The sequence below is a fragment of the Sphingopyxis microcysteis genome, assembly GCF_012274265.1.
GTDB lineage: Bacteria > Pseudomonadota > Alphaproteobacteria > Sphingomonadales > Sphingomonadaceae > Sphingopyxis > Sphingopyxis microcysteis.
This window is the reverse complement of the sequence record NZ_JAANYY010000004.1, coordinates 186,489-207,517: the sequence shown is the minus strand read 5'-3', so window position 1 is coordinate 207,517 and position 21,029 is coordinate 186,489. Positions and strand designations below refer to the sequence as shown.

26 protein-coding genes are annotated in these 21,029 nt (G+C 64.5%); 11 read left to right on the top strand and 15 right to left on the bottom strand.

What is annotated here, in order from left to right:
• The first annotated feature begins 221 nt into the window (after positions 1-221).
• From G9408_RS12365 to G9408_RS12355, 3 genes are all read left to right on the top strand, one after another.
• Positions 222-872: an ATP-dependent Clp protease proteolytic subunit gene (locus G9408_RS12365; protein ID WP_168454306.1), complete on the top strand. Its 651-nt coding sequence runs from the start codon at positions 222-224 to the stop codon at positions 870-872.
• Between the two features lie 260 nt (positions 873-1,132).
• Positions 1,133-2,404, top strand: a complete 1,272-nt coding sequence (gene clpX / locus G9408_RS12360; protein ID WP_120217306.1) for an ATP-dependent Clp protease ATP-binding subunit ClpX — start codon at positions 1,133-1,135, stop codon at positions 2,402-2,404.
• A gap of 302 nt (positions 2,405-2,706) precedes the next feature.
• Positions 2,707-5,391, top strand: a complete 2,685-nt coding sequence (locus tag G9408_RS12355; protein ID WP_168454305.1) for a TonB-dependent receptor — start codon at positions 2,707-2,709, stop codon at positions 5,389-5,391.
• Positions 5,392-5,493: 102 nt separating this feature from the next.
• On the opposite strand, the gene G9408_RS12350 is transcribed toward G9408_RS12355, so the two are convergent.
• From G9408_RS12350 to G9408_RS12305, 10 genes are all read right to left on the bottom strand, one after another.
• Positions 5,494-5,904, bottom strand: coding sequence for a SufE family protein (locus G9408_RS12350; protein WP_168454304.1), 411 nt, complete (start codon positions 5,902-5,904; stop codon positions 5,494-5,496).
• A gap of 140 nt (positions 5,905-6,044) precedes the next feature.
• Positions 6,045-6,302: a hypothetical protein gene (locus G9408_RS12345; protein WP_408021876.1), complete on the bottom strand. Its 258-nt coding sequence runs from the start codon at positions 6,300-6,302 to the stop codon at positions 6,045-6,047.
• A 27-nt stretch (positions 6,303-6,329) separates the two neighbouring features.
• Complete coding sequence (locus tag G9408_RS12340) at positions 6,330-6,596, bottom strand: hypothetical protein (protein WP_168454303.1); 267 nt, start codon at positions 6,594-6,596, stop codon at positions 6,330-6,332.
• A gap of 47 nt (positions 6,597-6,643) precedes the next feature.
• Complete coding sequence (locus G9408_RS12335) at positions 6,644-6,892, bottom strand: hypothetical protein (protein WP_137754210.1); 249 nt, start codon at positions 6,890-6,892, stop codon at positions 6,644-6,646.
• 11 nt (positions 6,893-6,903) lie between these two features.
• Complete coding sequence (locus G9408_RS12330; protein WP_210423359.1) at positions 6,904-7,185, bottom strand: hypothetical protein; 282 nt, start codon at positions 7,183-7,185, stop codon at positions 6,904-6,906.
• 47 nt (positions 7,186-7,232) lie between these two features.
• The gene (locus G9408_RS12325) at positions 7,233-7,532 is read right to left on the bottom strand and encodes a hypothetical protein (protein WP_120217313.1); all 300 of its coding nucleotides are present in this window, start codon (positions 7,530-7,532) and stop codon (positions 7,233-7,235) included.
• Positions 7,533-7,578: 46 nt separating this feature from the next.
• Complete coding sequence (gene pspC / locus G9408_RS12320; RefSeq protein ID WP_120217314.1) at positions 7,579-7,959, bottom strand: envelope stress response membrane protein PspC; 381 nt, start codon at positions 7,957-7,959, stop codon at positions 7,579-7,581.
• A 1-nt stretch (position 7,960) separates the two neighbouring features.
• On the bottom strand, positions 7,961-8,236 hold the full coding sequence (pspB, locus tag G9408_RS12315) for an envelope stress response membrane protein PspB (RefSeq protein WP_120217315.1): 276 nt from the start codon (positions 8,234-8,236) through the stop codon (positions 7,961-7,963).
• A 12-nt stretch (positions 8,237-8,248) separates the two neighbouring features.
• The gene (pspA, locus tag G9408_RS12310) at positions 8,249-8,914 is read right to left on the bottom strand and encodes a phage shock protein PspA (RefSeq protein WP_168454301.1); all 666 of its coding nucleotides are present in this window, start codon (positions 8,912-8,914) and stop codon (positions 8,249-8,251) included.
• A gap of 103 nt (positions 8,915-9,017) precedes the next feature.
• Positions 9,018-9,188, bottom strand: coding sequence for a hypothetical protein (locus G9408_RS12305; RefSeq protein ID WP_168454300.1), 171 nt, complete (start codon positions 9,186-9,188; stop codon positions 9,018-9,020).
• Between the two features lie 177 nt (positions 9,189-9,365).
• Between G9408_RS12305 and pspF the strand changes: the two genes are divergently transcribed.
• A complete protein-coding gene (gene pspF / locus G9408_RS12300) occupies positions 9,366-10,406 on the top strand; it encodes a phage shock protein operon transcriptional activator (RefSeq protein ID WP_168454299.1) in 1,041 nt (346 codons plus the stop codon).
• A 3-nt stretch (positions 10,407-10,409) separates the two neighbouring features.
• Here pspF and G9408_RS12295 read toward each other — a convergent pair whose 3' ends face one another.
• Entirely contained in the window at positions 10,410-10,976 is a 567-nt protein-coding gene (locus G9408_RS12295; RefSeq protein WP_168454298.1) for a MarR family winged helix-turn-helix transcriptional regulator, read from the bottom strand.
• A gap of 238 nt (positions 10,977-11,214) precedes the next feature.
• On the opposite strand from G9408_RS12295, the gene G9408_RS12290 reads away from it, so the two are divergent.
• Both G9408_RS12290 and G9408_RS12285 read left to right on the top strand, forming a co-directional pair.
• A complete protein-coding gene (locus G9408_RS12290; protein ID WP_168454297.1) occupies positions 11,215-12,132 on the top strand; it encodes an XdhC family protein in 918 nt (305 codons plus the stop codon).
• Positions 12,129-12,776, top strand: a complete 648-nt coding sequence (locus G9408_RS12285) for a nucleotidyltransferase family protein (RefSeq protein ID WP_168454296.1) — start codon at positions 12,129-12,131, stop codon at positions 12,774-12,776. The genes G9408_RS12290 and G9408_RS12285 overlap by 4 nt, the downstream gene beginning before the upstream one ends.
• Here the strand turns inward: G9408_RS12285 and G9408_RS12280 are convergent.
• Positions 12,751-13,272, bottom strand: a complete 522-nt coding sequence (locus G9408_RS12280) for a hypothetical protein (protein WP_168454295.1) — start codon at positions 13,270-13,272, stop codon at positions 12,751-12,753. The genes G9408_RS12285 and G9408_RS12280 overlap by 26 nt on opposite strands.
• Before the next feature lie 229 nt (positions 13,273-13,501).
• Here G9408_RS12280 and rplU point away from each other — a divergent pair, with 229 nt between their 5' ends.
• The 3 genes from rplU (at position 13,502) to G9408_RS12265 (ending at position 15,133) form a co-directional block, all read left to right on the top strand.
• Positions 13,502-13,978, top strand: a complete 477-nt coding sequence (gene rplU, locus G9408_RS12275) for a 50S ribosomal protein L21 (RefSeq protein WP_168454294.1) — start codon at positions 13,502-13,504, stop codon at positions 13,976-13,978.
• A gap of 49 nt (positions 13,979-14,027) precedes the next feature.
• The gene (rpmA, locus tag G9408_RS12270; protein ID WP_037513604.1) at positions 14,028-14,297 is read left to right on the top strand and encodes a 50S ribosomal protein L27; all 270 of its coding nucleotides are present in this window, start codon (positions 14,028-14,030) and stop codon (positions 14,295-14,297) included.
• A gap of 239 nt (positions 14,298-14,536) precedes the next feature.
• Entirely contained in the window at positions 14,537-15,133 is a 597-nt protein-coding gene (locus G9408_RS12265) for a GNAT family N-acetyltransferase (RefSeq protein ID WP_168454293.1), read from the top strand.
• 90 nt (positions 15,134-15,223) lie between these two features.
• Here the strand turns inward: G9408_RS12265 and G9408_RS12260 are convergent, their stop codons facing one another.
• Positions 15,224-15,826, bottom strand: coding sequence for a DUF937 domain-containing protein (locus G9408_RS12260; protein WP_168454292.1), 603 nt, complete (start codon positions 15,824-15,826; stop codon positions 15,224-15,226).
• A 176-nt stretch (positions 15,827-16,002) separates the two neighbouring features.
• On the opposite strand from G9408_RS12260, the gene G9408_RS12255 reads away from it, so the two are divergent.
• A complete protein-coding gene (locus tag G9408_RS12255; RefSeq protein WP_168454291.1) occupies positions 16,003-16,404 on the top strand; it encodes a DUF3597 domain-containing protein in 402 nt (133 codons plus the stop codon).
• 205 nt (positions 16,405-16,609) lie between these two features.
• Positions 16,610-18,493: a DUF885 domain-containing protein gene (locus G9408_RS12250; protein WP_168454290.1), complete on the top strand. Its 1,884-nt coding sequence runs from the start codon at positions 16,610-16,612 to the stop codon at positions 18,491-18,493.
• A 203-nt stretch (positions 18,494-18,696) separates the two neighbouring features.
• Here the strand turns inward: G9408_RS12250 and G9408_RS12245 are convergent, their stop codons facing one another.
• Positions 18,697-19,149, bottom strand: coding sequence for a hypothetical protein (locus G9408_RS12245; protein WP_168454289.1), 453 nt, complete (start codon positions 19,147-19,149; stop codon positions 18,697-18,699).
• Positions 19,150-19,197: 48 nt separating this feature from the next.
• Positions 19,198-20,799: a phosphoenolpyruvate carboxykinase gene (locus G9408_RS12240; protein WP_168454288.1), complete on the bottom strand. Its 1,602-nt coding sequence runs from the start codon at positions 20,797-20,799 to the stop codon at positions 19,198-19,200.
• Positions 20,800-21,029 lie beyond the last annotated feature (230 nt).

The window sequence follows — 21,029 nt, the reverse complement described above, 5'->3', positions numbered from 1 at the left end:
CTCCAAGCTTCGCTAGCTCCTGACGGAGCAAGCTGCGCTATCCTCTCCCTCAAGGGGAGAGGAGTTTAGGGCAGCTAACCACCCCCACAGCCGCCATGGCCGATCGCCACCGCGATGATTTGCCCTCTTGAAACCCTCGGCCTCGCCGCCGATGTAGGGCGCCGGAGGGATAGCCTGCCGGTCCTCGGCCGGGCAGCCCGATAATCAAGGACTAAAATCGCATGATCGACCCGCTCGCCGCTCTTGTCCCCGTCGTCGTCGAACAGACGAGCCGCGGCGAACGCAGCTTTGACATTTTTTCCCGCCTGCTGCGCGAACGGATCATCTTCGTCACTGGCGAGGTCGAGGACAATATGGCGTCGCTGATCACCGCGCAGCTGCTGTTCCTCGAATCGGAAAATCCGAAGAAGGACATTTACATGTACATCAACTCGCCGGGCGGCGTCGTCACGGCGGGCATGGCGATCCACGACACGATGCAGTACATCCGCCCGCGCGTCGGAACGGTGTGCATCGGTCAGGCGGCATCGATGGGCAGCTTCCTGCTCGCCGCGGGCGAACCCGGCATGCGCGTCGCGCTGACCAACGCCCGCGTGATGGTCCACCAGCCGTCGGGCGGTGCGCGCGGCATGGCATCGGACATTGAAATCCAGGCCAAGGAAATCCTGCGCATCCGCAAGCGGATGAACGATTTGTATGTGAAATACACCGGACGCTCGCTGAAAGAGATCGAAAAGGCGATGGACCGCGACACCTTCCTCGAAGCCGACGAGGCGAAGGCGTTCGGGCTGGTCGATCATGTCTATGACCGCCGCCCCGGCGCGCTGGAAAGCGACGCGGCAAAGGATCTGAGCGAAGGCCCGACGCCCTGATTCGGCGCGGGTGCGGACATGCCCCGCTCGCCATCCGGGCACCCCGGCTGACCATCGCCGGGGAAACCCGAAAAGGCGCGGGCCGGTACCGCGTGGCAACCAAAGACAAGGGCTTAACCGCATTTGTTGACGCCCGTTTTGCGCCTTGGCGCTAGGCGGGACAGGACCGCAATGTCACCCAATTGCCATATTGTAATTGGGTGACCGCGGACTAGGATAAGGACGGCACCGCCATTTCGGCGCCTGCCAGAGGAAGAATTATGACGAAATTGAGCGGCTCGGACAGCAAGAGCACTCTCTATTGCTCCTTCTGCGGCAAGTCGCAGCACGAAGTCCGCAAGCTGATTGCCGGTCCCACCGTGTTCATCTGCGACGAATGCGTCGAACTGTGCAACGACATCATCCGCGAGGAGATCAAGGGCGGGGTTGCCGCGCGCAAGGACGGCGCGGTGCCGACGCCGCTGGAAATCTGCCAGCATCTCGACGCCTATGTGATCGGCCAGAACAAGGCCAAGCGCGTGTTGTCGGTTGCGGTGCACAATCACTACAAGCGCCTCGCCAACTCGGGCCGCGGCGACGAGGTCGAACTCGCCAAGTCGAACATCCTGCTCGTCGGCCCGACCGGCAGCGGCAAGACCTTGCTGGCGCAAACGCTCGCGCGCTTCCTCGACGTGCCCTTCACCATGGCCGACGCGACGACGCTCACCGAAGCCGGCTATGTCGGCGAAGATGTCGAGAATATCATCCTCAAGCTGCTGCAGGCCAGCGACTATAATGTCGAAAAGGCGCAGCGCGGCATCGTTTATATCGACGAAATCGACAAGATCAGCCGCAAGGCCGAAAATCCGTCGATCACCCGCGACGTGTCGGGTGAAGGCGTGCAGCAGGCGCTGCTCAAGCTGATGGAAGGCACGACCGCGTCGGTGCCGCCGCAGGGCGGGCGCAAGCATCCGCAGCAGGAATTCCTGCAGGTCGACACGACGAACATCCTGTTCATCGCCGGCGGCGCGTTCAGCGGGCTGGAAAAGATCATCGGCGACCGCCTGCAGGGCAAGTCGATCGGCTTCGGCGCGCATGTCGCCGGCCCCGACGAGCGCCGCATGGGCGAAGTGCTGAAGAATATCGAGCCCGAGGATCTGCTGAAATTCGGCCTGATCCCCGAATTCGTCGGCCGCCTGCCGGTGATCGCGACGCTCGAGGATCTCGACATTGACGCGCTGGTCAAGATTCTGGGCGAGCCCAAGAACGCGCTGGTGAAACAGTATCGCAAGCTGTTCGATCTGGAAGAGGTCGTGCTGACCTTTACCGACGATGCGCTGATTGCGGTCGCCAAGAAAGCGATCGAACGCAAGACCGGCGCGCGCGGCCTCCGCTCGATCGTCGAGGCGATCCTGCTCGACACGATGTTCGACCTGCCCGACCTCACCGACGTGGTCGAGATCGTTGTCGACAAGGATGTCGTCGAGGGCCGCAAGGACCCGGTGCGCGTCTATGCCGACAAGGCGAAGGAAGCAGCGGGCGACGCCGCCTGAGTCGCGGCGGGTCCGCCAGTCGCCCTGAAATCAGGCGACTCGGCGGCTGCGTGCGCGGAAAATTGTTGCATTGCAGCAACAGTTGCCGAGAAAAACGCAATCGCGCCTGTGGATAAATCGCGGATCGCAACGGAAATTCGCGGTTTTTCGATCTTTCGCCGCGGCGTTCGCCGCGCGCCGCTTGCACTGTCACAATTGCTGTCACAATCGTGCCACATGCGGGCTTCAGGGGCGCTCGCAGGACTTGCGCGCCCCATTTCGCGCGCCTGCCGAACGACACCACACCAAGGGGACATCCTGACATGAAATTCCGTCACACGCTTGCCGCCAGCTGCGCGCTGATCCCGGTCGCGCTGCTTTCCACGCCGGCCTTTGCCCAGTCGACCGGTTCGGTCGACTTCGACGAGGAAATCGTCGTTACGGGCAGCCGGACGACCGATGTCGCAGGCGTGATCGCGCCCGACACGACGAAGGCCAAGGCCGTGCTGACCCAGGAATTCATCGAGCGCCAGTCGCCGGGCCAGACCGTCAACGACATCATCAACCAGCTTCCGGGCGTCAGCTTCCAGAACAACGACCCGTTCGGTTCGGCCGGCGGCAAGATGTCGATCCGCGGCTTCGACAACACCCGCATCAACCAGACCTTTGACGGTATTCCGCTCAACGATTCGGGCAACTACGCGCTCTATTCGAACCAGCAGCTCGACCCCGAGCTGATCGAACAGGTCAACGTCAACCTGGGTTCGACCGACGTCGACAGCCCGACCGCTGCCGCTTCGGGTTCGACCGTCAACTATCGTACCCGCAACCCGGGCGAAGAACCCGGCCTCAAGCTGGTCGGTTCGGCTGGCGACTTCAGCTTCTTCCGCATCTTTGGCATGATCGACACCGGCGTGTTCACCCCGTGGGGCACGCGCGCGTTCTTCTCGGCCAGCACCGCGACGAACGACACCGTGTTCGGCAACGCCGATCAGCCCGCCTATGCTGCAAACTCGACGACTGCCGCCCGCGCCGCGATCGATTCGCGCACCGGCAAGATCGACAAGCAGCAGTATAACGCCAAGATCTATCAGCCGATCGGCGCCGATGGCGACTTCATTTCGATCTCGGGCCACTACAACCAGAACCGAAACAATTTCTTCGGTTCGACCGGCCTGCGCAATGTCCACAACATCGCTTCGAACTTCGTTCCGAACATCTTCCCGCAGAACAAGGACGACCGCGACTACGGTATCGCCAAGTGCCAGATCAACACCGTCGCGCGTCCCGGCCTCGCCGATGTGGCCAACAGCTGCGGTTCGGCGTTTGACGAACGCTACAACCCGTCGAACACCGGCAACATCCGCGGCAATTCGCGCTTCACGCTGGCGGAAGGCCTGGTCCTGACCGTCGACCCGAGCTTCCAATATGTGAAGGCGAACGGCGGCGGCACCGTCGTCGGCCAGGAAGTACGCCGCGACGTCAATCCGACCGGCGGCGCCGCGAACTGCAACACCACCCCGACCGGCGCCGGCATCAGCTGCCAGACCGGTTACATTGGCGGTGTCCCCTATTATGGGCGTGACCTCAACGGCGACGGCGACCTGCTCGACACCGTGCGCGTCCTCGCGCCGAGCCAGACCCAGACCCGCCGCTATGGCGTGATCGCAGGCCTGCGCTACGACCTCGACGACAGCAACACCTTCCGCGTCTTCTACAGCTATGATCGTGCGCGTCACCGGCAGACCGGCGAAACCAACTTCCTGAAGCTGAACGGTTCGGCGACCGACGTTTTCCCGGTCAACGATCCGCTGGCCGATGTGAATGGCAACGTCCTGCAAAAGCGTGACCGCAAGTCGATTGCGCTGCTGAACATGTTCGGCGGCGAATATCGCGGCGAGTTTGACCGCCTGACGGTTCAGATCGGCGGCGCGTACAAGATGTTCACGCGCGATCTGACCAACAATTGCGCCACGTCGAGCGTGACCGGTTTCGTCGAATGTTTCGGCACGAACGACGCGGGTCTTGCGGCATGGCTTGCCGCCAACCCGACGGTCACCATTGCGCCGGGCGTCACCGCGCCGGTCCAGGGTCCGCAGCAGCGCAAGCGCAAGTACAACAAGTTCACGCCGAACCTCGGCCTGACCTTTGATGCGACCGATCAGCTGAGCGTGTTCGCCAACTATTCGAAGGGTGTGCAGGTTCCGGGCACGGACAACCTCTACAACGCCTTCTACTTCCCGGCTGACACCGAATCGGCCAACCCGATCCCGGAAACCACCGACAACTTCGACGTTGGCCTCCGTTATCGCAGCAGCCAGGTGCAGGCGCAGGCCGGCCTGTGGTACACGATCTTCAACGATCGCCTCGCCTCGTCGTTCGATCCCGAAACCGAGCGTAACGTGTATCGCAACCTTGGCCGCGTCGACAAATATGGCATCGACGTCAGCATCTCGTACCGCCCGGTCGACAATTTCTCGATCTACGCCTTCGGTTCGTATCTGAAGTCGAAGATCAAGGACAATGTCCAGAACGGCATCTGCACCGCGGCGCAGGTCACTGCCGGTCAGTTCCTGTGCACCACCGTCGGCGCACCGGCCTTTGCACTGACCGCGGGCAAGCGTGAATCGGGTTCGCCGACCTACACCTTCGGCGGCCGCGCCCAGGGCAAGCTTGGTCCGATCGAACTCGGTGCACAGGTCAAGCGCACCGGTCCGCGTTACGTCAACGACCAGAATCTGCCGCTGCTGCAGACCGTCAACGGCGTTGCCAACACCGTCGTTTACCCGGCCAAGACCCCGGCCTACACGATCGTCGATCTCGACGCGCGGATCGGCCTGGAATGGGCGGGCCTGAACGAAACGACGTACATCCAGCTCAACGTCACCAACCTGTTCGACAAGCTGTATGTCGGCGGTTTCGACGGCCAGCTCGCCGACAACTCGGTGCCGTTCGTGCAGATCGGCGCGCCGCGCGCCTTCATCGGCTCGATCGTCGTCGGCTTCTAAGCCGTACCGACAGGCAAAGAAAACAGGGCGCGGGAGGCAACTCCCGCGCCCTTTTTCATGTTCGTTCTGAATTGCGGGCCGCGGCGCTGGCGGCGGTGGCCGTCAGTCGGCGGCGATGCGACGGGCCGTGTCCTGGACCAGCGCGATCATGTTGGGGACGCCCTGGGTGCGGTTCGACGACAGCTGGCGCGTGAGGTCGAAGGGGGCGAGCGCGGCGGCGATGTCCATGTCCGCGACCTCGACCGCGGGTTTGTCCTGCACCGCGGCGAGGACGAGCGCGACGATGCCCTTGGTGATCGCGGCGTTGCTGTCGGCGAGGAAATGCAGGCGGCCGTCGGCCTGCGGCACCGGATAGACCCAGACGCTGGCGCTGCATCCGCGCACCAGCGTCGCGTCGGTCTTGAGCGCTTCGGGCATCGGCTCCAGCTCGCGGCCGAGTTCGATCAGGAGGCGATAACGGTCGTCGCCGTCGAGGAAGTCATATTCGTCGTGGATGTCGGTCAGGCTGCGCATGGGGCGGCACTGGCAGATTTGGGAGGGAGTGGGAAGAGCGAGAAGCTTTCCGCCTTTTCGTCGCCCCCGCGAAGGCGGGGGCCGTTGTCGGCCTCACGCTGTCTCGCCCGCGGCCCCCGCCTTCGCGGGGGCGACGGACATTATAGATCGACCCCCGCGGCGATCGCTTCCAGCTTGCGCAGCCGTTCTTTGAGGTCAGCGATCTCGATCCGCGACCCGGCGTGGGGGACCGCCGCGTCGTGGGCGACGTTGACATGCCCAGCGGCGAGTTCTTCGCGCTTGAGCTGGATCCAGTCGCGCCAGCCGCGCAGCGCAGCCAGGCTCATGATCGTCAGGGCGGTCAGGGCGACGGCGCTCACCATCAGGTTGGAGGCAAGATCAGACGTAATGGTGGCCATGATGCGGCTCCTTCTTCGTCAAGGTCGTCAGGAGGGCGACCGGTCGCGCAGCTTCTCGATTTCCTGATCGAGCGTCACGGCGCGGTTGTTGTCGGTGGCGATGCGTTCGAGCACCTGGATACGGTCCTTGAGCGCGCGGATTTCGGCCTGCAGCGCCTTGGTCTCGCCATTGTCGGCGGGAGCGGCGAAAAACTCGTTGCCCTTGTGGTCGCGGCGGACGCCATATTTGGCGCGGACGACGCTACCGATCGTGACGATCAGGACGATGCCGATAACCATTTCAAACGGGTTCATGGGGGGATCCTTCCGTATTTTCTTATCGTTGCTTCAATTCGGTTGCTTCAGTTCAGCGGAGCGTCGCGCAGCTTTTCGATCTCGTCGGCGACGTCAATTCCCTTGTCGGTAACGATCCGCTCGAGAACCCGGACCCGCTGTTCCAGCCGTTCGGTCGCCGCCGCATATTGCGCGGCCTTTTCGGCGGTCATTTCGGACTGTTTCTCGATCATCTTTTGCTGGTGCTTCGACCAGATGGCAAAACCGCCAAGCAGGAAGGGAGCGAGGGGGATCAGGATCCAGATGGCGTCGCCCATGACCGCTCTCCTCAGTTCGCCGGGCGCCGCAGCGCCTCGATCTCCGCCGCCACCCGGTGCCCTTCGTCGGTGACGATGCGTTCGACGACGGCCAGGCGATCCTTCACCGAACCCAGTTCGGCGCGCAGCTGGGCATTTTCCTGGCTGATCAGCTTGACGCGTTCCATCGCCTCGTCGCTGGTCTTGGGATAGACCGCCTTGCCCCAGCTGTTTTCGAGCGGATAGCCGTTCTTGACGCGCAGCCAGGTGGTGAAGATCCAGCCACCGATTGCGGCGAGGCCCAGAACAGCCATCCCCGGGGCAATGGTATTCAGTAATTCTGCATTCATTGTGGTTCCCCTCAGCGCAGGCGGTCGATCTGGTCGGCGAGCTGCGCCGCCTGACCATGATTTTCGGTGGCGATGCGTTCGAGCACCGAAATCCGCTCTTCCAGGCGGCTGACCTGCCCTGCCAGCTTGGCATTGTCATCGGTCAGCAGTGCGATTTTTCGATCAGCGTCGGGGTCGGTTCGATGAACCGTGCCACCCCATTCATTTTCAACCGGATAGCCGTGCTTGGCGCGGATCCAGGTGGTGAACATCCAGCCGCCGATCGACAATGCGATAATGGCGAGGACGAAACCGGTACCACCGAAATTCATCTGTCTTCTCCCTGTTGCATCCAGCCCGTTCGCTCAGCGCCCCGAATTAACGCAGGGCGTCGATCTCGTCGGCGAGGCGGCGGTTGTGGCTGGTGTAATATTGTTCGATGTCGGCGAGGCGGCGGTCGATGTCGCGAAAGCGCGACTTGATGTCGCGGGTCGACGCGGTCGGGTTGCTGCGCACCCCCTGCCAGAATTTCGCCTCTTCGCTCGAGCCATAGAGCGCGAAGGGTTTTGGCGTCCCCATCCAGGCGATCATCCAGTAAGCGATCAGCGTCCAGGGAAAGCCCCCCATCAGGGTCAGCAGCACCGCGCCGACGCGGACCCAGAGGACGTCGACACCGCTGTAATCGGCGATCCCGGCGCAGACGCCGCTCCATTTGGCGTTCTGTTTGTCGAGGTAGAATTTCGTGCGGCTGGCAGACATCTCAGTTCCTCCGGCTGGTATTTTCAAGTTGCGCCAGTTCTTCATCGCTACGCACCGCAGGGCGGAAGTCGGGATGGTCGGCGCTGATGATCCGTTCGACAGTGTGCAGCCGGTTTTCGAGGCGGCGCGCGGTGTCGTACAATTCGTCGAGCAGTTGCTCGTCCTCTCCGGTCAGCGTCTTGGCCTGCTTCCACTTGGTGATGTAGTGGAGGATCAGCCAGGGCAGACCAAGGAAGAGCGTGCCGATGACGATCGGGACGACGATGACTTCTTCCATCGGTCTGGCTCCTTATTGCTTGCTGGCCTGCGCGGCCTTCAGCGCGGCGAGTTCGTCGGCGACCTTGTCGGCGGCCTGCAGTTCGGCGATTTCCTCGTCGAGCGACTTTTTATAGCCGAGGTTCAGCGCATCGGCGCGGCCTTCGGCTTCATCGACGCGGCGTTCGAGGATTTCAAAGCGCGAGAAGGCATCTTCGACGCGGTCGCCGTTGGTCATTTCGCGCAGCTTATACTTGTTTTCCGCGCTTTCGAGGCGGTTGACGACGCTCGACTGGCGCGCGCGCGCTTCCGAAAGCTTTTTCTGCAGCTTGGCGATATCGGCCTCATAGCCCTTGAGCGCGTCGTCGAGCGTGGCGATCTCGGCCTTCAGCTTGTCGGCCATGTCGCCGGCCTTCTGCTTTTCGACCAGCGCGGCGGTGGCCAGGTCTTCGCGGTCCTTCGACAGCGCCAGTTCGGCCTTTTCCTTCCAGCTGTCCTGCAGGCTTTCGAGCTTCGCGATGTGGCGGCGCATTTCCTTCTGGTCGGCGATCGTGCGGGCAGCCGACGCGCGGACTTCGACGAGCGTTTCGTTCATCTCGAAGATGATCTGGCGGATCATCTTTTCGGGATCTTCGGCCCGGTCGAGCAGGTCGGTGACGTTGGCGGCGATGATGTCGCGGGTGCGTGAAAAAATACCCATCTGAAAAACTCCTGTCGAAATCTGGAGACCTTGGTCTGTTCTAAACAAAAAGGCTGGTGCCGGGGCGGGGCAAGGGGGGAGAGTGCCCCGGCACCAGTGCCGGTCAGGCCAAAGCGCTGACCGCCGGGGACATGACAGCGGCAACCAGCGGGCCGGCGTGAACGCCGGTGGCACTGGCCGCAACCTGCGGCTGGTCGATCGCTCCGACGAGGATGGCCAGCGCTCCGGCCGTGCTCAGCACGAAAGTGGCGGCTTGGGCAAACATCGACTTCATGATCTAACCTTCCTGTGGTTGTCGCTGCACCGGAACATTTGTCCCGGTTCGGTTTCCACGATGCAGACACCGTGCCAATTGCTCAAAGCGACGCAAAACCGCGCAAATTGACTCGCAAATCGCTTTCGCCATCGATTTGACTTGCCATCGAGCGGGAAAATTTGCCAATGATTGGGAATGGAGCGCGAAACCCAGTTTATCGGCCAGTCCGCGGCCTTTCAGGACGCGGTCGAACGCGCCAGCCTGGCCGCATCGCTCGACCGGCCGGTGCTGGTGATCGGTGAGCGCGGGACGGGGAAGGAACTGATCGCCGAACGCCTGCACCGCCTGTCGACGCGCTGGGACCGACCCTATGTGATCATGAACTGCGCCGCGATGCCCGAGACGCTGATCGAGTCCGAATTGTTCGGGCACGAGGCGGGTGCCTTCACCGGCGCGACACGCACCCGCGCAGGCCGATTCGAAGAGGCCGACGGCGGCACATTGTTCCTGGACGAGCTCGCGACGATGTCGATGGGAGCGCAGGAGCGGCTGCTGCGCGCGGTCGAATATGGCGAGGTGACGCGCGTCGGTTCGTCGCGCCCGATCCGCGTCGACGTCCGCATCGTCGCGGCAACCAACGAACATCTGCCCGCGCTGGTCGACGAAAACCGCTTCCGCGCCGACCTGCTCGACCGGCTGTCGTTCGAGGTCATCACCCTGCCCCCGCTACGTGCGCGCGAGGGCGATATCGAGGTGCTCGCCACCTATTTCGGGCAGCGCATGGCGACCGTCCTTGGCTGGGAAGAATGGCCGGGGTTCGGGCCGCGCGCGCTCGCGGCGATGGAGGGGCACGACTGGCCGGGCAACGTCCGCGAACTGCGCAATGTCATCGAGCGCGCCATCTATCGCTGGGCCGACCCCGAAAAGCCCGTCGACGCGCTGAGCTTCGATCCCTTCGCCAGCCCTTGGCAGCCGGTGGCGCGCAAAACGGCGGCGAAGGCCGAGGGCGGCGGCGCCTCCCCGGCCCCCGCCTCCGCCGCTCCCGCCCCTACGTCAAGCGCCACGCCGAGCGGCCCGGTCAGCGACCTGCGCGCCGCGGTCGACGCCTATGAACGCCAGATCCTGTCCGACACGATGGCCCGCTGCCGCTTCAACCAGAAGGTCGCGGCGGAAGCGCTGGGGCTGAGCTACGACCAGATCCGCCATGCGCTGAAAAAGCACGGGCTGAACCAATGACGCCTATCGATTCTGCGCAGGAACGGCGTCGGCGATAATTGGTGCGCGGACGACACCGTTGAATTCATCGACGAACTTGCCGAGCAATGACAGGAACGTCTCGGCCTCGTCGGGCGTGAACGCCGACAGGGCGATTTTTTGCGCCCTGATGGCGGGTTCGCGTAGCCGTTCCAGATGCCGCTCGCCTTTAGCGGTCAGGACAAGGATTTTGCGGCGGCGGTCTTTGGGATCGTCAACGCGCACGATGAATCCATCATCGGCCAACTTCTTGACGACAAGTCCGGTGGTCGAACGGTCCAACCCCACTTTCTTCGACAGGCTGATCTGATCGAGGCCCTCGTAATGGCGCAGAATCACGAGCACGCCATATTGGGTGGTGGTCGCCCCGATACCCGCGCTTTCGGACAGGAATAGCGAAACGCTGATCTGATGCGCGCGGCGGAGCAGGAAACCCGGGCGCTTGTAAAGAGCATCGACACCATTCGTGCCTTCAGCTTTCCTGTTCCGATCACTCGTCAAACCTGGCCCTCCGTTTCTCGCCCGAAAATGGCCCCGACAGCGCGGCTCCATCCCGCACACAATACCGTCGGTAAGGGCGATCGGTCGTCGTCGATTCTAACCAGAGTCCGTCCGCGCGCAACTGCTGAAAAGCGCCCAGGTGCGGCGCTGAAGCGATGCAAACCCGGTTCAAACGGATGGGTTTGCACCGCGCTGCCGATACAATAGGCAGTGCCACGGTGTTTATGACGCGACCGCGACTGGATCGGCGCTGTTGATCCATGGGGCAGCGAAGGGCAGGCCGTTAAACATGAAGAGTGCGAATCGCCATTCCAGCGCGCAAGAGGCGGCCGACGCGGCAGCGACCACCGCGTTCGCCGCGCGCAATTTCTCCGACAATGCTGCGCTTCATGCCGTCGCCGAAGGCGGCGGCGCGCTGTGTACGATCGTCGGTATCGAGGGCAGCTTCTCGCGCCAGCTCGGCGCACAGCTGGCGATTCGCCGCGACGGCACGGTGGTCGGATCGCTGGCCGACGGCTGTTTGGAAACGCAGCTGGTCGCCGAGGTCGCGCGGATCGACGCGCCGGTCGTGCGGCTCTATGGCCGCGGCTCCGAACAGATCGATTTTCGCCTGCCGTGCGGTAGCGCCATCCATATCCTGATCGACCCGGCGCCGGACCGGGAGGCGATCGCCCGGGTGGCGCGCGACCTGTCCGAACGACGCCCAGCCACGCTCGCGCTGCCGCTGCCCGATGGATGCGATCGCGGGCTGCTGCGGCACCGGCACTTCCTTCCCGACCTCACCATCATCGCCTTGGGAAGCGGCCCCGAAAGCGAAGCACTGACGCATCTCGCCCATCCCGCCGGGGTGGATATCCGCAGCTATGGCCCCGATAGCGCGGAGATCGCGCTGGGCCGCGCTCCCGACCTTCCCGCGCCCGATGCGTGGACCGCGGTGATCCTGTTGTTCCACGACCATGAATGGGAGCGCGAGCTGCTGCGCTGGGCGCTGGGCAGCGACGCCTTTTACATCGGCGCGCAAGGCGGCGCGGTCGCGCGGCAACGGCGGCTGGAAATGCTGGCCGACGGCGGCGTCTCGCCCGCAGACCGCGCGCGCATCACCAGCCCGGTCGGGATTTTCCCGCAGGCGCGGCAACCCGCCACGCTGGCGTTGTCCGCCCTGTCGGACATCATCTTTCGTTATGCCGCGCTGGAGCCCGGCCAATGAGCGTCGGCATCTATGTGCTCGCGGCCGGGCAAAGCACGCGATTTGGTGCGCCCAAGCTGGATGCGATGTGCGCAGCGCGACCGCTCGGAGCCTGGATCATCGCCGCGATCGAAGCCGCGGGCCTCGCGCCCGGCACAATCATCGTGCCGCCATCGACCCCGCGCTTTGCGCTCGAGGCAGAGCGCAGCGGCTGGACACTCGCGATCAACGCCGACGCCGAGCGCGGACTGTCGACGTCGCTGGCGCGCGCGATCGGCCACGCCGAGGATGCGGCGCATGACGCTGCCGCGATTTTCCTGGCCGACATGCCGCTGATCACCGCAGCCCATGTTCGCACCATTGCCGCGGCAGGGCAGCCCGACCGACCGGTGGCGACGCTGTACCCCGGCGGCACGCTGGGCGTTCCCGCCCGCCTGCCGCGCGCGCTGTTCGCGGCGCTGACCGGCGGCGGCGCGGATGTCGGCGCTGCGGCATTGCTCGCCGCGCAGCCGACGCTGCGCGCGATCACCGGCGACACGGACCTGCACGATGTCGATAGCCCGGAGGATCTGGCGCAGGCTGAGGCCATGCTGATCGAGCGTCGGTCGCGCCGGGAAATCGCGCGCACCGATTTCGGGCTTATTGCCCGGGCAGCTCGCGGCTGAGCGCTTCCAGAACCGCATCCTGCGCCGCCACCAAGTCGGCCAGCCGATCGCGCAGCGCATAGATTTCGGGCAAGCCGTCGACCGCTTCGTCGACGCTGCGCTCAAGATAAAGCCGGTCGATGTCGGCGAGCGCGGCGGTGAGCGGGGCGCGCGTGGCGGTGAGGCGCGAAATCGCCTGCTGCGCGACGACCCAGCGCTCGCTGGCAACCGGCGCTCCCGCCGCGGCGGATACCAGCGGCGCGGTCACATTGCGCTCGGCGGCAAAGGCCTGCTGCGCAGCGGTTGCATCCGATTCCCAGCGCGCGAGCCGTCCGTCGAGATCGGCGGGAAGCGGCCCCGGCGGCGCCACGATAACCGCGGGCGGCGCGACATCGAATCGCCCCTCGACCGCGCGTTTGGCAAGCGAGGGCGCGCCCGCGTTCTGTGCCGCCGCACAGGCCGAAAGCGGCAGGGACATGGCGAGCGCCAGCGACAGGGCAAGAAGGGTGCGCGTCATCGCCGCCTCTGATATGGGTGCGGGCGCAAGGCGGCAAGCACCGAATCGGGGGCGCATCCCGCCATTCGCCAACCGACCCGCTTTTTGCACGAAAAGCACGGAATTTGGCGGTTGACAGCTTGGGCCTGGATCGCTAGTGGCGCTGACTTTCCCGCATGCCGGAAAAATCGCCTGCCTTGGTGGGTGATTGGTGCGCGGGTGATTTAGTTTTTTGATTGGATGGAAGACCATGTTCGCAATCGTGCGCACGGGCGGAAAGCAGTATCGCGTTGCCGCCGGAGACAAGATCGCCGTTGAAAAGATCGACGGCGAAGCTGGCGACACCGTGTCGCTGGGCGACGTCCTGCTGGCCGGCGACGGCGGCGAAGTGAAGGACGCGAAGGGTCTGACCGTTTCGGCCGAGATCATCGCCCAGACGCGCGGCGAAAAGGTCATCGTGTTCAAGAAGCGCCGTCGGCACAACTACCGCCGCCGCAATGGTCACCGTCAGTCGCTGACGCTGCTGCGCATCCTGGCCGTCGGCGAAGCCAAGAAGGCTGCGCCGAAGAAGGAAGCTGCGCCGAAGGCCGAAACGGCCCCCGAAGCCGCTGCCGCTCCGGCCGCCGAAAAGAAGGCTGCTGCGCCGAAGAAGGCCGCCGCGCCCAAGGCCGAGACCGCCGAAAAGAAGCCCGCTGCCAAGAAGGCAGCCCCCAAGAAGGACGCCTGAGCGCGGCAACGCGGCTCGGCCCCTCCAAACGAATTAAGGAGCATCAGTCATGGCACATAAGAAAGCAGGCGGTTCATCGCGCAACGGTCGCGACTCAGCCGGCCGTCGCCTTGGCGTGAAGAAGTTCGGCGGTCAGGAAGTGATCGGCGGCAACATTATCGTGCGCCAGCGCGGCACCAAGGTTTACCCGGGTGTCAACGTCGGCATGGGCAAGGACCACACGCTGTTCGCAACCGCCGACGGCCAGGTCCGATTCCACGATGGCAAGCTTGGCCGCAAATATGTGTCGGTCGACGCCATGGCGGAAGCCGCCGAATAAAGGACGATCCGCACGGGTCGCCCACCAAGGGATGACCCGGAACGGTCCTTTCCGCCAGCAAGCGGAAACAAAGTTCGAAAAGAGGGAGACGGGTCACCCCCGGACTCCCTTTTTTCTTGCCCATTGTCCGCGACTTGGCGGACGGGCGCGAAAATCGGGCCATCCATCTCCCTCCACATCGACTGTCGTCAAAGCGTCACCATCGGGCGCCAAGGCGGCGGCAATTGGGAGTGAAAAGCATGTTCGCGCGTACCGAAAGACTGTTGCTGCGGCCCGGCTGGCAAGAAGACGCCCCGGCACTGGCCCGGGCGATCGGCGAAGAAGCCGTGGTCCGCAATCTCGCGACCGCGCCCTGGCCCTATGGCGAAAGCGAGGCGCGCGAGTTTCTGAGCAAGCCGATCGACCCCGCCCAGCCGCGGTTCCTGATTTTCGCCCGCACCGGCGGCGCCCCGCGCCTTGTCGGCGGCTGCGGCATTTCGCCCGACCCCGACGGCAGGCTCGAAATGGGCTATTGGATCGCGCGCCCCTATTGGGGGCTCGGCTTTGCCACCGAGGCCGGGCGCCAGCTGATGGGCATTGCGCGCGCGATGCATCTGCCCAAGCTGACCGCGGGCCATTTCCTCGACAATCCGGCATCGGGCGCGGTGCTGCGCAAGTTGGGCTTTCGCCCGACCGGCAAGGTCGCGCAGCGTTACAGCCTCGCGCGCGGCGGCGATGCAGCCTGCGCGCTGTTCGAAGAGGGCGACGGCGATGTCGACGGCCTTGTCACCCCGATGCGAAGCCGCATCGGGGTGGACGAAGATTTCCGTGAGGAACTGCGGCTGATGGCGGCTTGAAAACCGTCGCCCCCCGCGAAGGCGGGGGCCGCTAGCGGCGTTGCGCGAGGTGGCTGGCGGCCCCCGCCTTCGCGGGGGAGACGCTCCCCCTTACCCGCGCATCTTGTTCACCATGCCCATGATGTCGTCGAGCGGATTGCCGTCGCCGTCCATGTCGAGCATCTTGCCGAGCCCGCCCAAACCGCCCCCTTGGCCGCCAGCCGACGGCGCGGTGCCGCCACCCAGCGCGCCGCCCAACACATTGCCGAGCATCCCGCCGAGACCGCCGGAAAGCCCACCGCTTGCGCCGGACTGACCGCCCTGCTTCGCCATATAGCCCGCGACCATCATCGCCAGGATCGGCAGCATCTTTTTGAGCAGCCCCGAATCAAGCCCGGTCTGCGCCGCCGCCTGTCCGGCGACGGTGCGACTGACGTCCTTTGATCCGAAGATCTGCCCGAGCACCTCGTTGCCCGGCGCGATCGGGGTCGGCTGCGACCCCAGCACCGAATCGAGCAACCCGCCGCCGCCGAGTTGCCCCAGCAAGCCGCCGAGCCCCTCGATCCCGCCCGATTGCGCCTGTTTCTTGAACCCGCCCAAAATCGCGGGGAGCAGCGCCTCGGCGCCCTGCTTCGCCATGGCCGGCGGAATGCCCAGATCTTTCGCCATCGATTCGATGCCGCCAGCCTGCGCCAAAATGTCGGTCAGGTTCATGTCTTTATCCTCCCACTCCGGCGCCGGTCGGATCGCGCCCACGGGCACGACTATACCAGCGCGCGGGCGAAGCACGAGTCGTTCATTTGGCTGTCATTTTCAAATGCATAGTCCTAGCCTGTGGCCATCCGACTCGCCCGTTCCGGGCTGGGCCGCGTCAAAGTGGGAGTGAAATCATGGGCATTTTCAGCAGCATCAAGGACGCGATTTTCGGCAAGAAGGCGGTTGCCGCCGAGCCCGCAGCACCGGCCGCGCCGAACCCGGTCGGCACCGCGCTCGACGCCGCGACCAGCGCGATGGCCGCCGCCGCCGCGGCGCCGCCCGCCGAGGTCGACGTCGACGCGATCCTGACCGCCGAGGCGGCGGGCAAGGACCTCAACTGGCGCACCTCGATCGTCGACCTGATGAAATTGCTCGGCATCGATTCGAGCCTTGCCAACCGCAAGGAGCTCGCGACCGAGCTTGGCTATACCGGCGCCCTCGACGGCAGCGCCGAAATGAACATCTGGCTGCACAAGGCGGTGATGCGCGAACTCGCCGCGAACGGCGGCAAGGTGCCCGCCGATCTGACCGACTGACCTTGAATCTTCCCTGTCGCGCAGCGATGGGGAGGTGGCAGCCCGCAGGGCTGACGGAGGGGCCGCGACGTCGCGCCCCTCCACCATCCTTCGGATGCCCCCCTCCCCATGGCTTCGCCACAGGGAGGATATGGTTCCCATTGACCCGCGCCGCCCGCCGCCTAGACAGGTTTCAACAGAAACAAGATCGTAAGGGAGCCGCAGCGTGAACGACAATCTTTCCACCCCGCTCAGCCGCCGCCAAACGCTCGCCGCGCTCGGCGCTAGCGGTGCGGCGATTGCCCTATCTGGCTGCGCCCATGAACTTCGCGCCGATGAAATCACACCGGGAATTCCGGCGGGCGTGGACACCCCGACCGAAATGGCGAACCGTCTGCTGTCCTCGATCGCCGACAATCTCCTCGCGCTCTCCCCCGAAGGCGCGACTTCGCTGGGCATCGACACCGGCGCGCGCGCCGCCGAACGTGGCAAGCTTTCCGACCGTTCGGCGTCGGGCCAGCAAGCGGTCGCCGATACTCTGAAGGCCGATGTCGCGCGCGTCCGCGCGTTCGACAAGACTGGCCTCGACCACAAGACGCGCACCAGCCTCGCGGTGGTCGAAAGCGCCTATGGCGTGGCGCTCGACGGTTTTGCCCTGCCCTATGGCGACGTCGCGGTCGGCGGCTGGCGCAACACCCCCTATGTGGTGATCCAGAATGTCGGCGCCTATCTGGACATTCCGAAATTCCTCGACAGCGACCATCCGGTCAAGAATGCCGCCGACGCCGAAGCCTATCTGGCGCGCCTCAATGCCTATCCCAAGGTGCTCGACGGCGAGACCGAGCGGCTGAAGGTGGCGGGTGGCCAAGGAATGATTGCCCCCGCTTTCCTGATCGACAAGGCGGTGAAGCAGATGGAGGCGAGCTTGGTCGATGCCCGCGAGGGCGGCAGCCTGGTCGAGAGCCTCGCAAAGCGCACGCGCGAGGGTAACATCGCCGGCAATTGGGGTCCGCGCGCCGAGACGATCACGCGGGGCGCCGTCGTCCCAGCGCTCGAACGCCAGCTCGCCGAACTGAAGGCGCAGCGAAGCAAGGCGACGATGGACGCCGGGATGTGGGCGCGGCCGGGCGGCGACGAATGGTATGCGTGGGGGCTGCGCGCCAGCACCACGACGCGAATGACGCCCGACGAGGTGCATCAGATGGGCCGCGACGAGCTGGCCGAGCTTCATGGCCGGATGGATCCGATTTTGAGGAAGCTCGGCTATACGCAAGGCTCGGTCGGCGACCGGATGAACGCACTGGCCAAGGATCCGCGTTTCAAATTCCCCGACAACGACGCCGGACGCGCCGAAATCCATGCCTATATCCAGACCTGGCTTGGCAAGATCCGCGCCGAGCTGCCGCGCGCCTTCCGCACCTTGATGAAGGGCAATGTCGAGGTGAAGCGCCTGCCGCTCGCCGAAGAACCCGGCGCGCCCGCCGCTTATGGCGGCGCCGGGTCGATCGACGGCAGCATTCCGGGCAAATTCTGGATCAACCTGCGCACCACCGAATTGCACAGCAAATATTCCCTGCCCGACCTCACGATGCACGAGGCGATCCCCGGGCATGTGTGGCAGGGCGAATATGCCAACCAGATGCCGCTGATCCGCACGATGCTGGCGTTCAACGCCTATTCGGAAGGGTGGGCGCTCTATGCCGAGCAGCTGGCCGACGAGTTGGGGCTGTATGACGATTTCGAGGTCGGGCGGCTCGGCTATCTCCAGTCGCTGGCGTTCCGCGCGTGCCGCTTGGTGGTCGACACCGGGTTGCACGCGAAGCGCTGGAAGCGCGAACAGGGGGTCGAGTTTTTCGTCAAGGAAAACGGCTCGAACCCGCTCGAGGTCGCGAGCGAGGTTGATCGCTATTGCAGCTGGGCCGGGCAGGCGTGCGGCTACAAGGTCGGGCACAGCGAGATCGTCCGCCAACGCGGGCTGGCGCAGGCGGCGCTCGGGCCGAAATATGACCTGCGCGATTTCAACAATGTCGTGGTCGAGGGCGGCAACGTCCCGCTCGACGTGCTGGCGCAGAATGTCGACGCCTATGTGGCGGGCGCGAAGGGGACATAGGCCGAGAGGTCGTATCTATTTGGTTCGCACGAAGACACAAAGACACGAAGGGGGCTGAAACACCCGTTTGCCCTGAGCTTGTCGAAGGGCCGTTCTTTCTTCGGGCGGTGAAGAAGAACGACCCTTCGACAAGCTCGGGGCGAATGGGGGCGGCGCTCCTTCGTGTCTTTGTGTCTTCGTGCGAAAATCTTTGTTTAAGCCCCTCAGCTCGAAGGCAAAGGCGCAAGGTCGGGCTCGACAAACCCCCGCCGCGCTTCCACCGAAAACAGCCGTTCACGGCTGTAGAAGCGCAGCGGCCAGTCGCGGCGACCGACGTCGGAGAGCAGCATCGCGTTGACGCGCGCCGCCAGTTCGGTCGCGTCCGTTTCCGACAGAAACCACCGGACCCCGGCGACATAAGCGCGCGTGATGCTGTCGTGATAGCCCTGCGTGTCGTCGTTCACGCCGCCGACGCTCTCGTTGAAGCGACTGATGATTCCCGCGATCTCGGCATCGACGTCGATGTCGGGGCGCTCGCTGAGCAGCCAGAGGCATGCGCCCAGATGCGCCTCGTGCGTCCATGCCGCGCGCGGCAGGGTGCAGGCGAGCAATCCCTCGCCGATCGTGCGAATGTCGGAATCGCGCTCAAACAGGCGCGGCGAATATTCGGTAGTCATTGGTCCGGTCCTTCCGGGTGAATGAGCACCCGGAAGTTTCCGGGTCAATTATGCTGCGACGGCTGCCTGCGGAGCTGCCTGACGGACGCCTTCATCGACATGCTCGGCAAATTGCGCGAAATTGTCGATGAATTGGCCGACCAGCGTTTGCGCGGTGCGGTCATAGGCGGCCTTGTCGGCCCATGCCTCGCGCGGATCGAGCAGACTGCTGTCAACGCCCGGAACCGCGACCGGCACCATGAAGCCGAAGTTCGGGTCCTTGCGGAATTCGGCGTCGTTCAGGCTGCCGTCGAGCGCCGCGTTGAGCAAGGCGCGCGTGGCCTTGATCGGCATGCGCTTGATGCCGTCCATCGTCGCCATGCCGCCGGTCCAGCCGGTGTTGACGAGCCAGCACTGGACGCCGCCCTTGGCGATTCGTTCCTTGAGCAGGTTGCCATAGACCGACGGGTGGCGCGGCATGAAGGGCGCGCCGAAGCAGGTCGAGAAGGTCGCCTCGGGCTCGGTCACGCCGATTTCGGTACCGGCGACGCGCGCGGTGTAGCCCGACAGGAAATGATACATCGCCTGGTCGGGGGTCAACTTGGCGATCGGGGGTAGCACGCCATAAGCATCGGCGGTGAGCATGATGATATTCTGCGGCACCGGACCCATATTCTTTTCCGACGTGTTCGGAATGAAATCGATCGGGTACGAACCGCGGCTGTTCTCGGCGAGGCTGGCGTCGTCGAAATCGAGTTCGCGGGTCACCGGGTCCATCACGACATTTTCGAGCACGGTGCCGAAACGCTTGGTCGTCGCGAAAATCTCCGGCTCGGCCTCGGGCGACAGGCGGATCATCTTGGCGTAGCAGCCGCCCTCGAAATTGAAGACCGCGGTGTCCGACCAGCCATGCTCGTCGTCGCCGATCAGCGTGCGCGACGCATCGGCCGACAAGGTGGTCTTGCCGGTACCGCTGAGGCCGAAGAACACCGCCGTGTCGCCGTTGGGGCCCATGTTCGCCGAACAATGCATCGGCATCACGCCCTTCACGGGGAGCAGATAGTTGAGGATGCCGAACACCGACTTCTTCATTTCGCCGGCATATTGCGTGCCGCCGATCAGGATCAGCTTTTCGGTGAAGTTGACCGCGATGACCGTTTCGGTGCGCGAGCCATGCTTCGCCGGATCGGCGCGGAAGCTCGGCAGGTCGATGATCGTATATTCAGCGGCAAAGGCTGCCAGCTCCGCCGCGGTCGGGCGGCAGAGCAAGGTGCGGATGAACTGGCTGTGCCAGGCGAATTCGGTGATGACCTGGACGCCGACGCGGTGTTCGGGCTGCGAACCGCCGAACAGCTGCTGACGATAGAGGCGCGGGCGTTCGGCGAGGTGTGCGAAGAAATCGGCCTTCAACGCCGCGAAATGGTCGGGGGTCATCGCCACGTTGGTCTTGCCCCACCAGATGGTGTCGCGCGTTTCGTCGTCCTGGACGATGAACTTGTCCTTGGCGCTGCGGCCGGTGTGCTTGCCGGTCGCGACGACGAGCGGGCCGTCCTTCGCGAGCAGGCCTTCGCCATGCCGGACGGCATCCTCGATCAGCGCCGAGGGACCCCAGTTTTCGGCCACTTCGGCCTGGGTTTCGACGGTGTCGCTGCCGATCACAACCTTGGTCATTTCACTCGCCTTTCCTTCGCCCGCGGCCCCTTCGCATAGGTATGCAAAACATGCCATGCGAAAGCGATTGGGCCCGCATGAACATGGGGTGCCGACGGGTCGTCGATTCCGAAATTCCGGTCGCGTTAGCGAGGATGGGCGCCGAGGTCAAAAGATTAAAGGGTGAATCGCGGGCAAGCCGTGCGCGGTTGTCGGTCGAGGCCGGATAGGCTAGCTCTGCACCCGGCCCC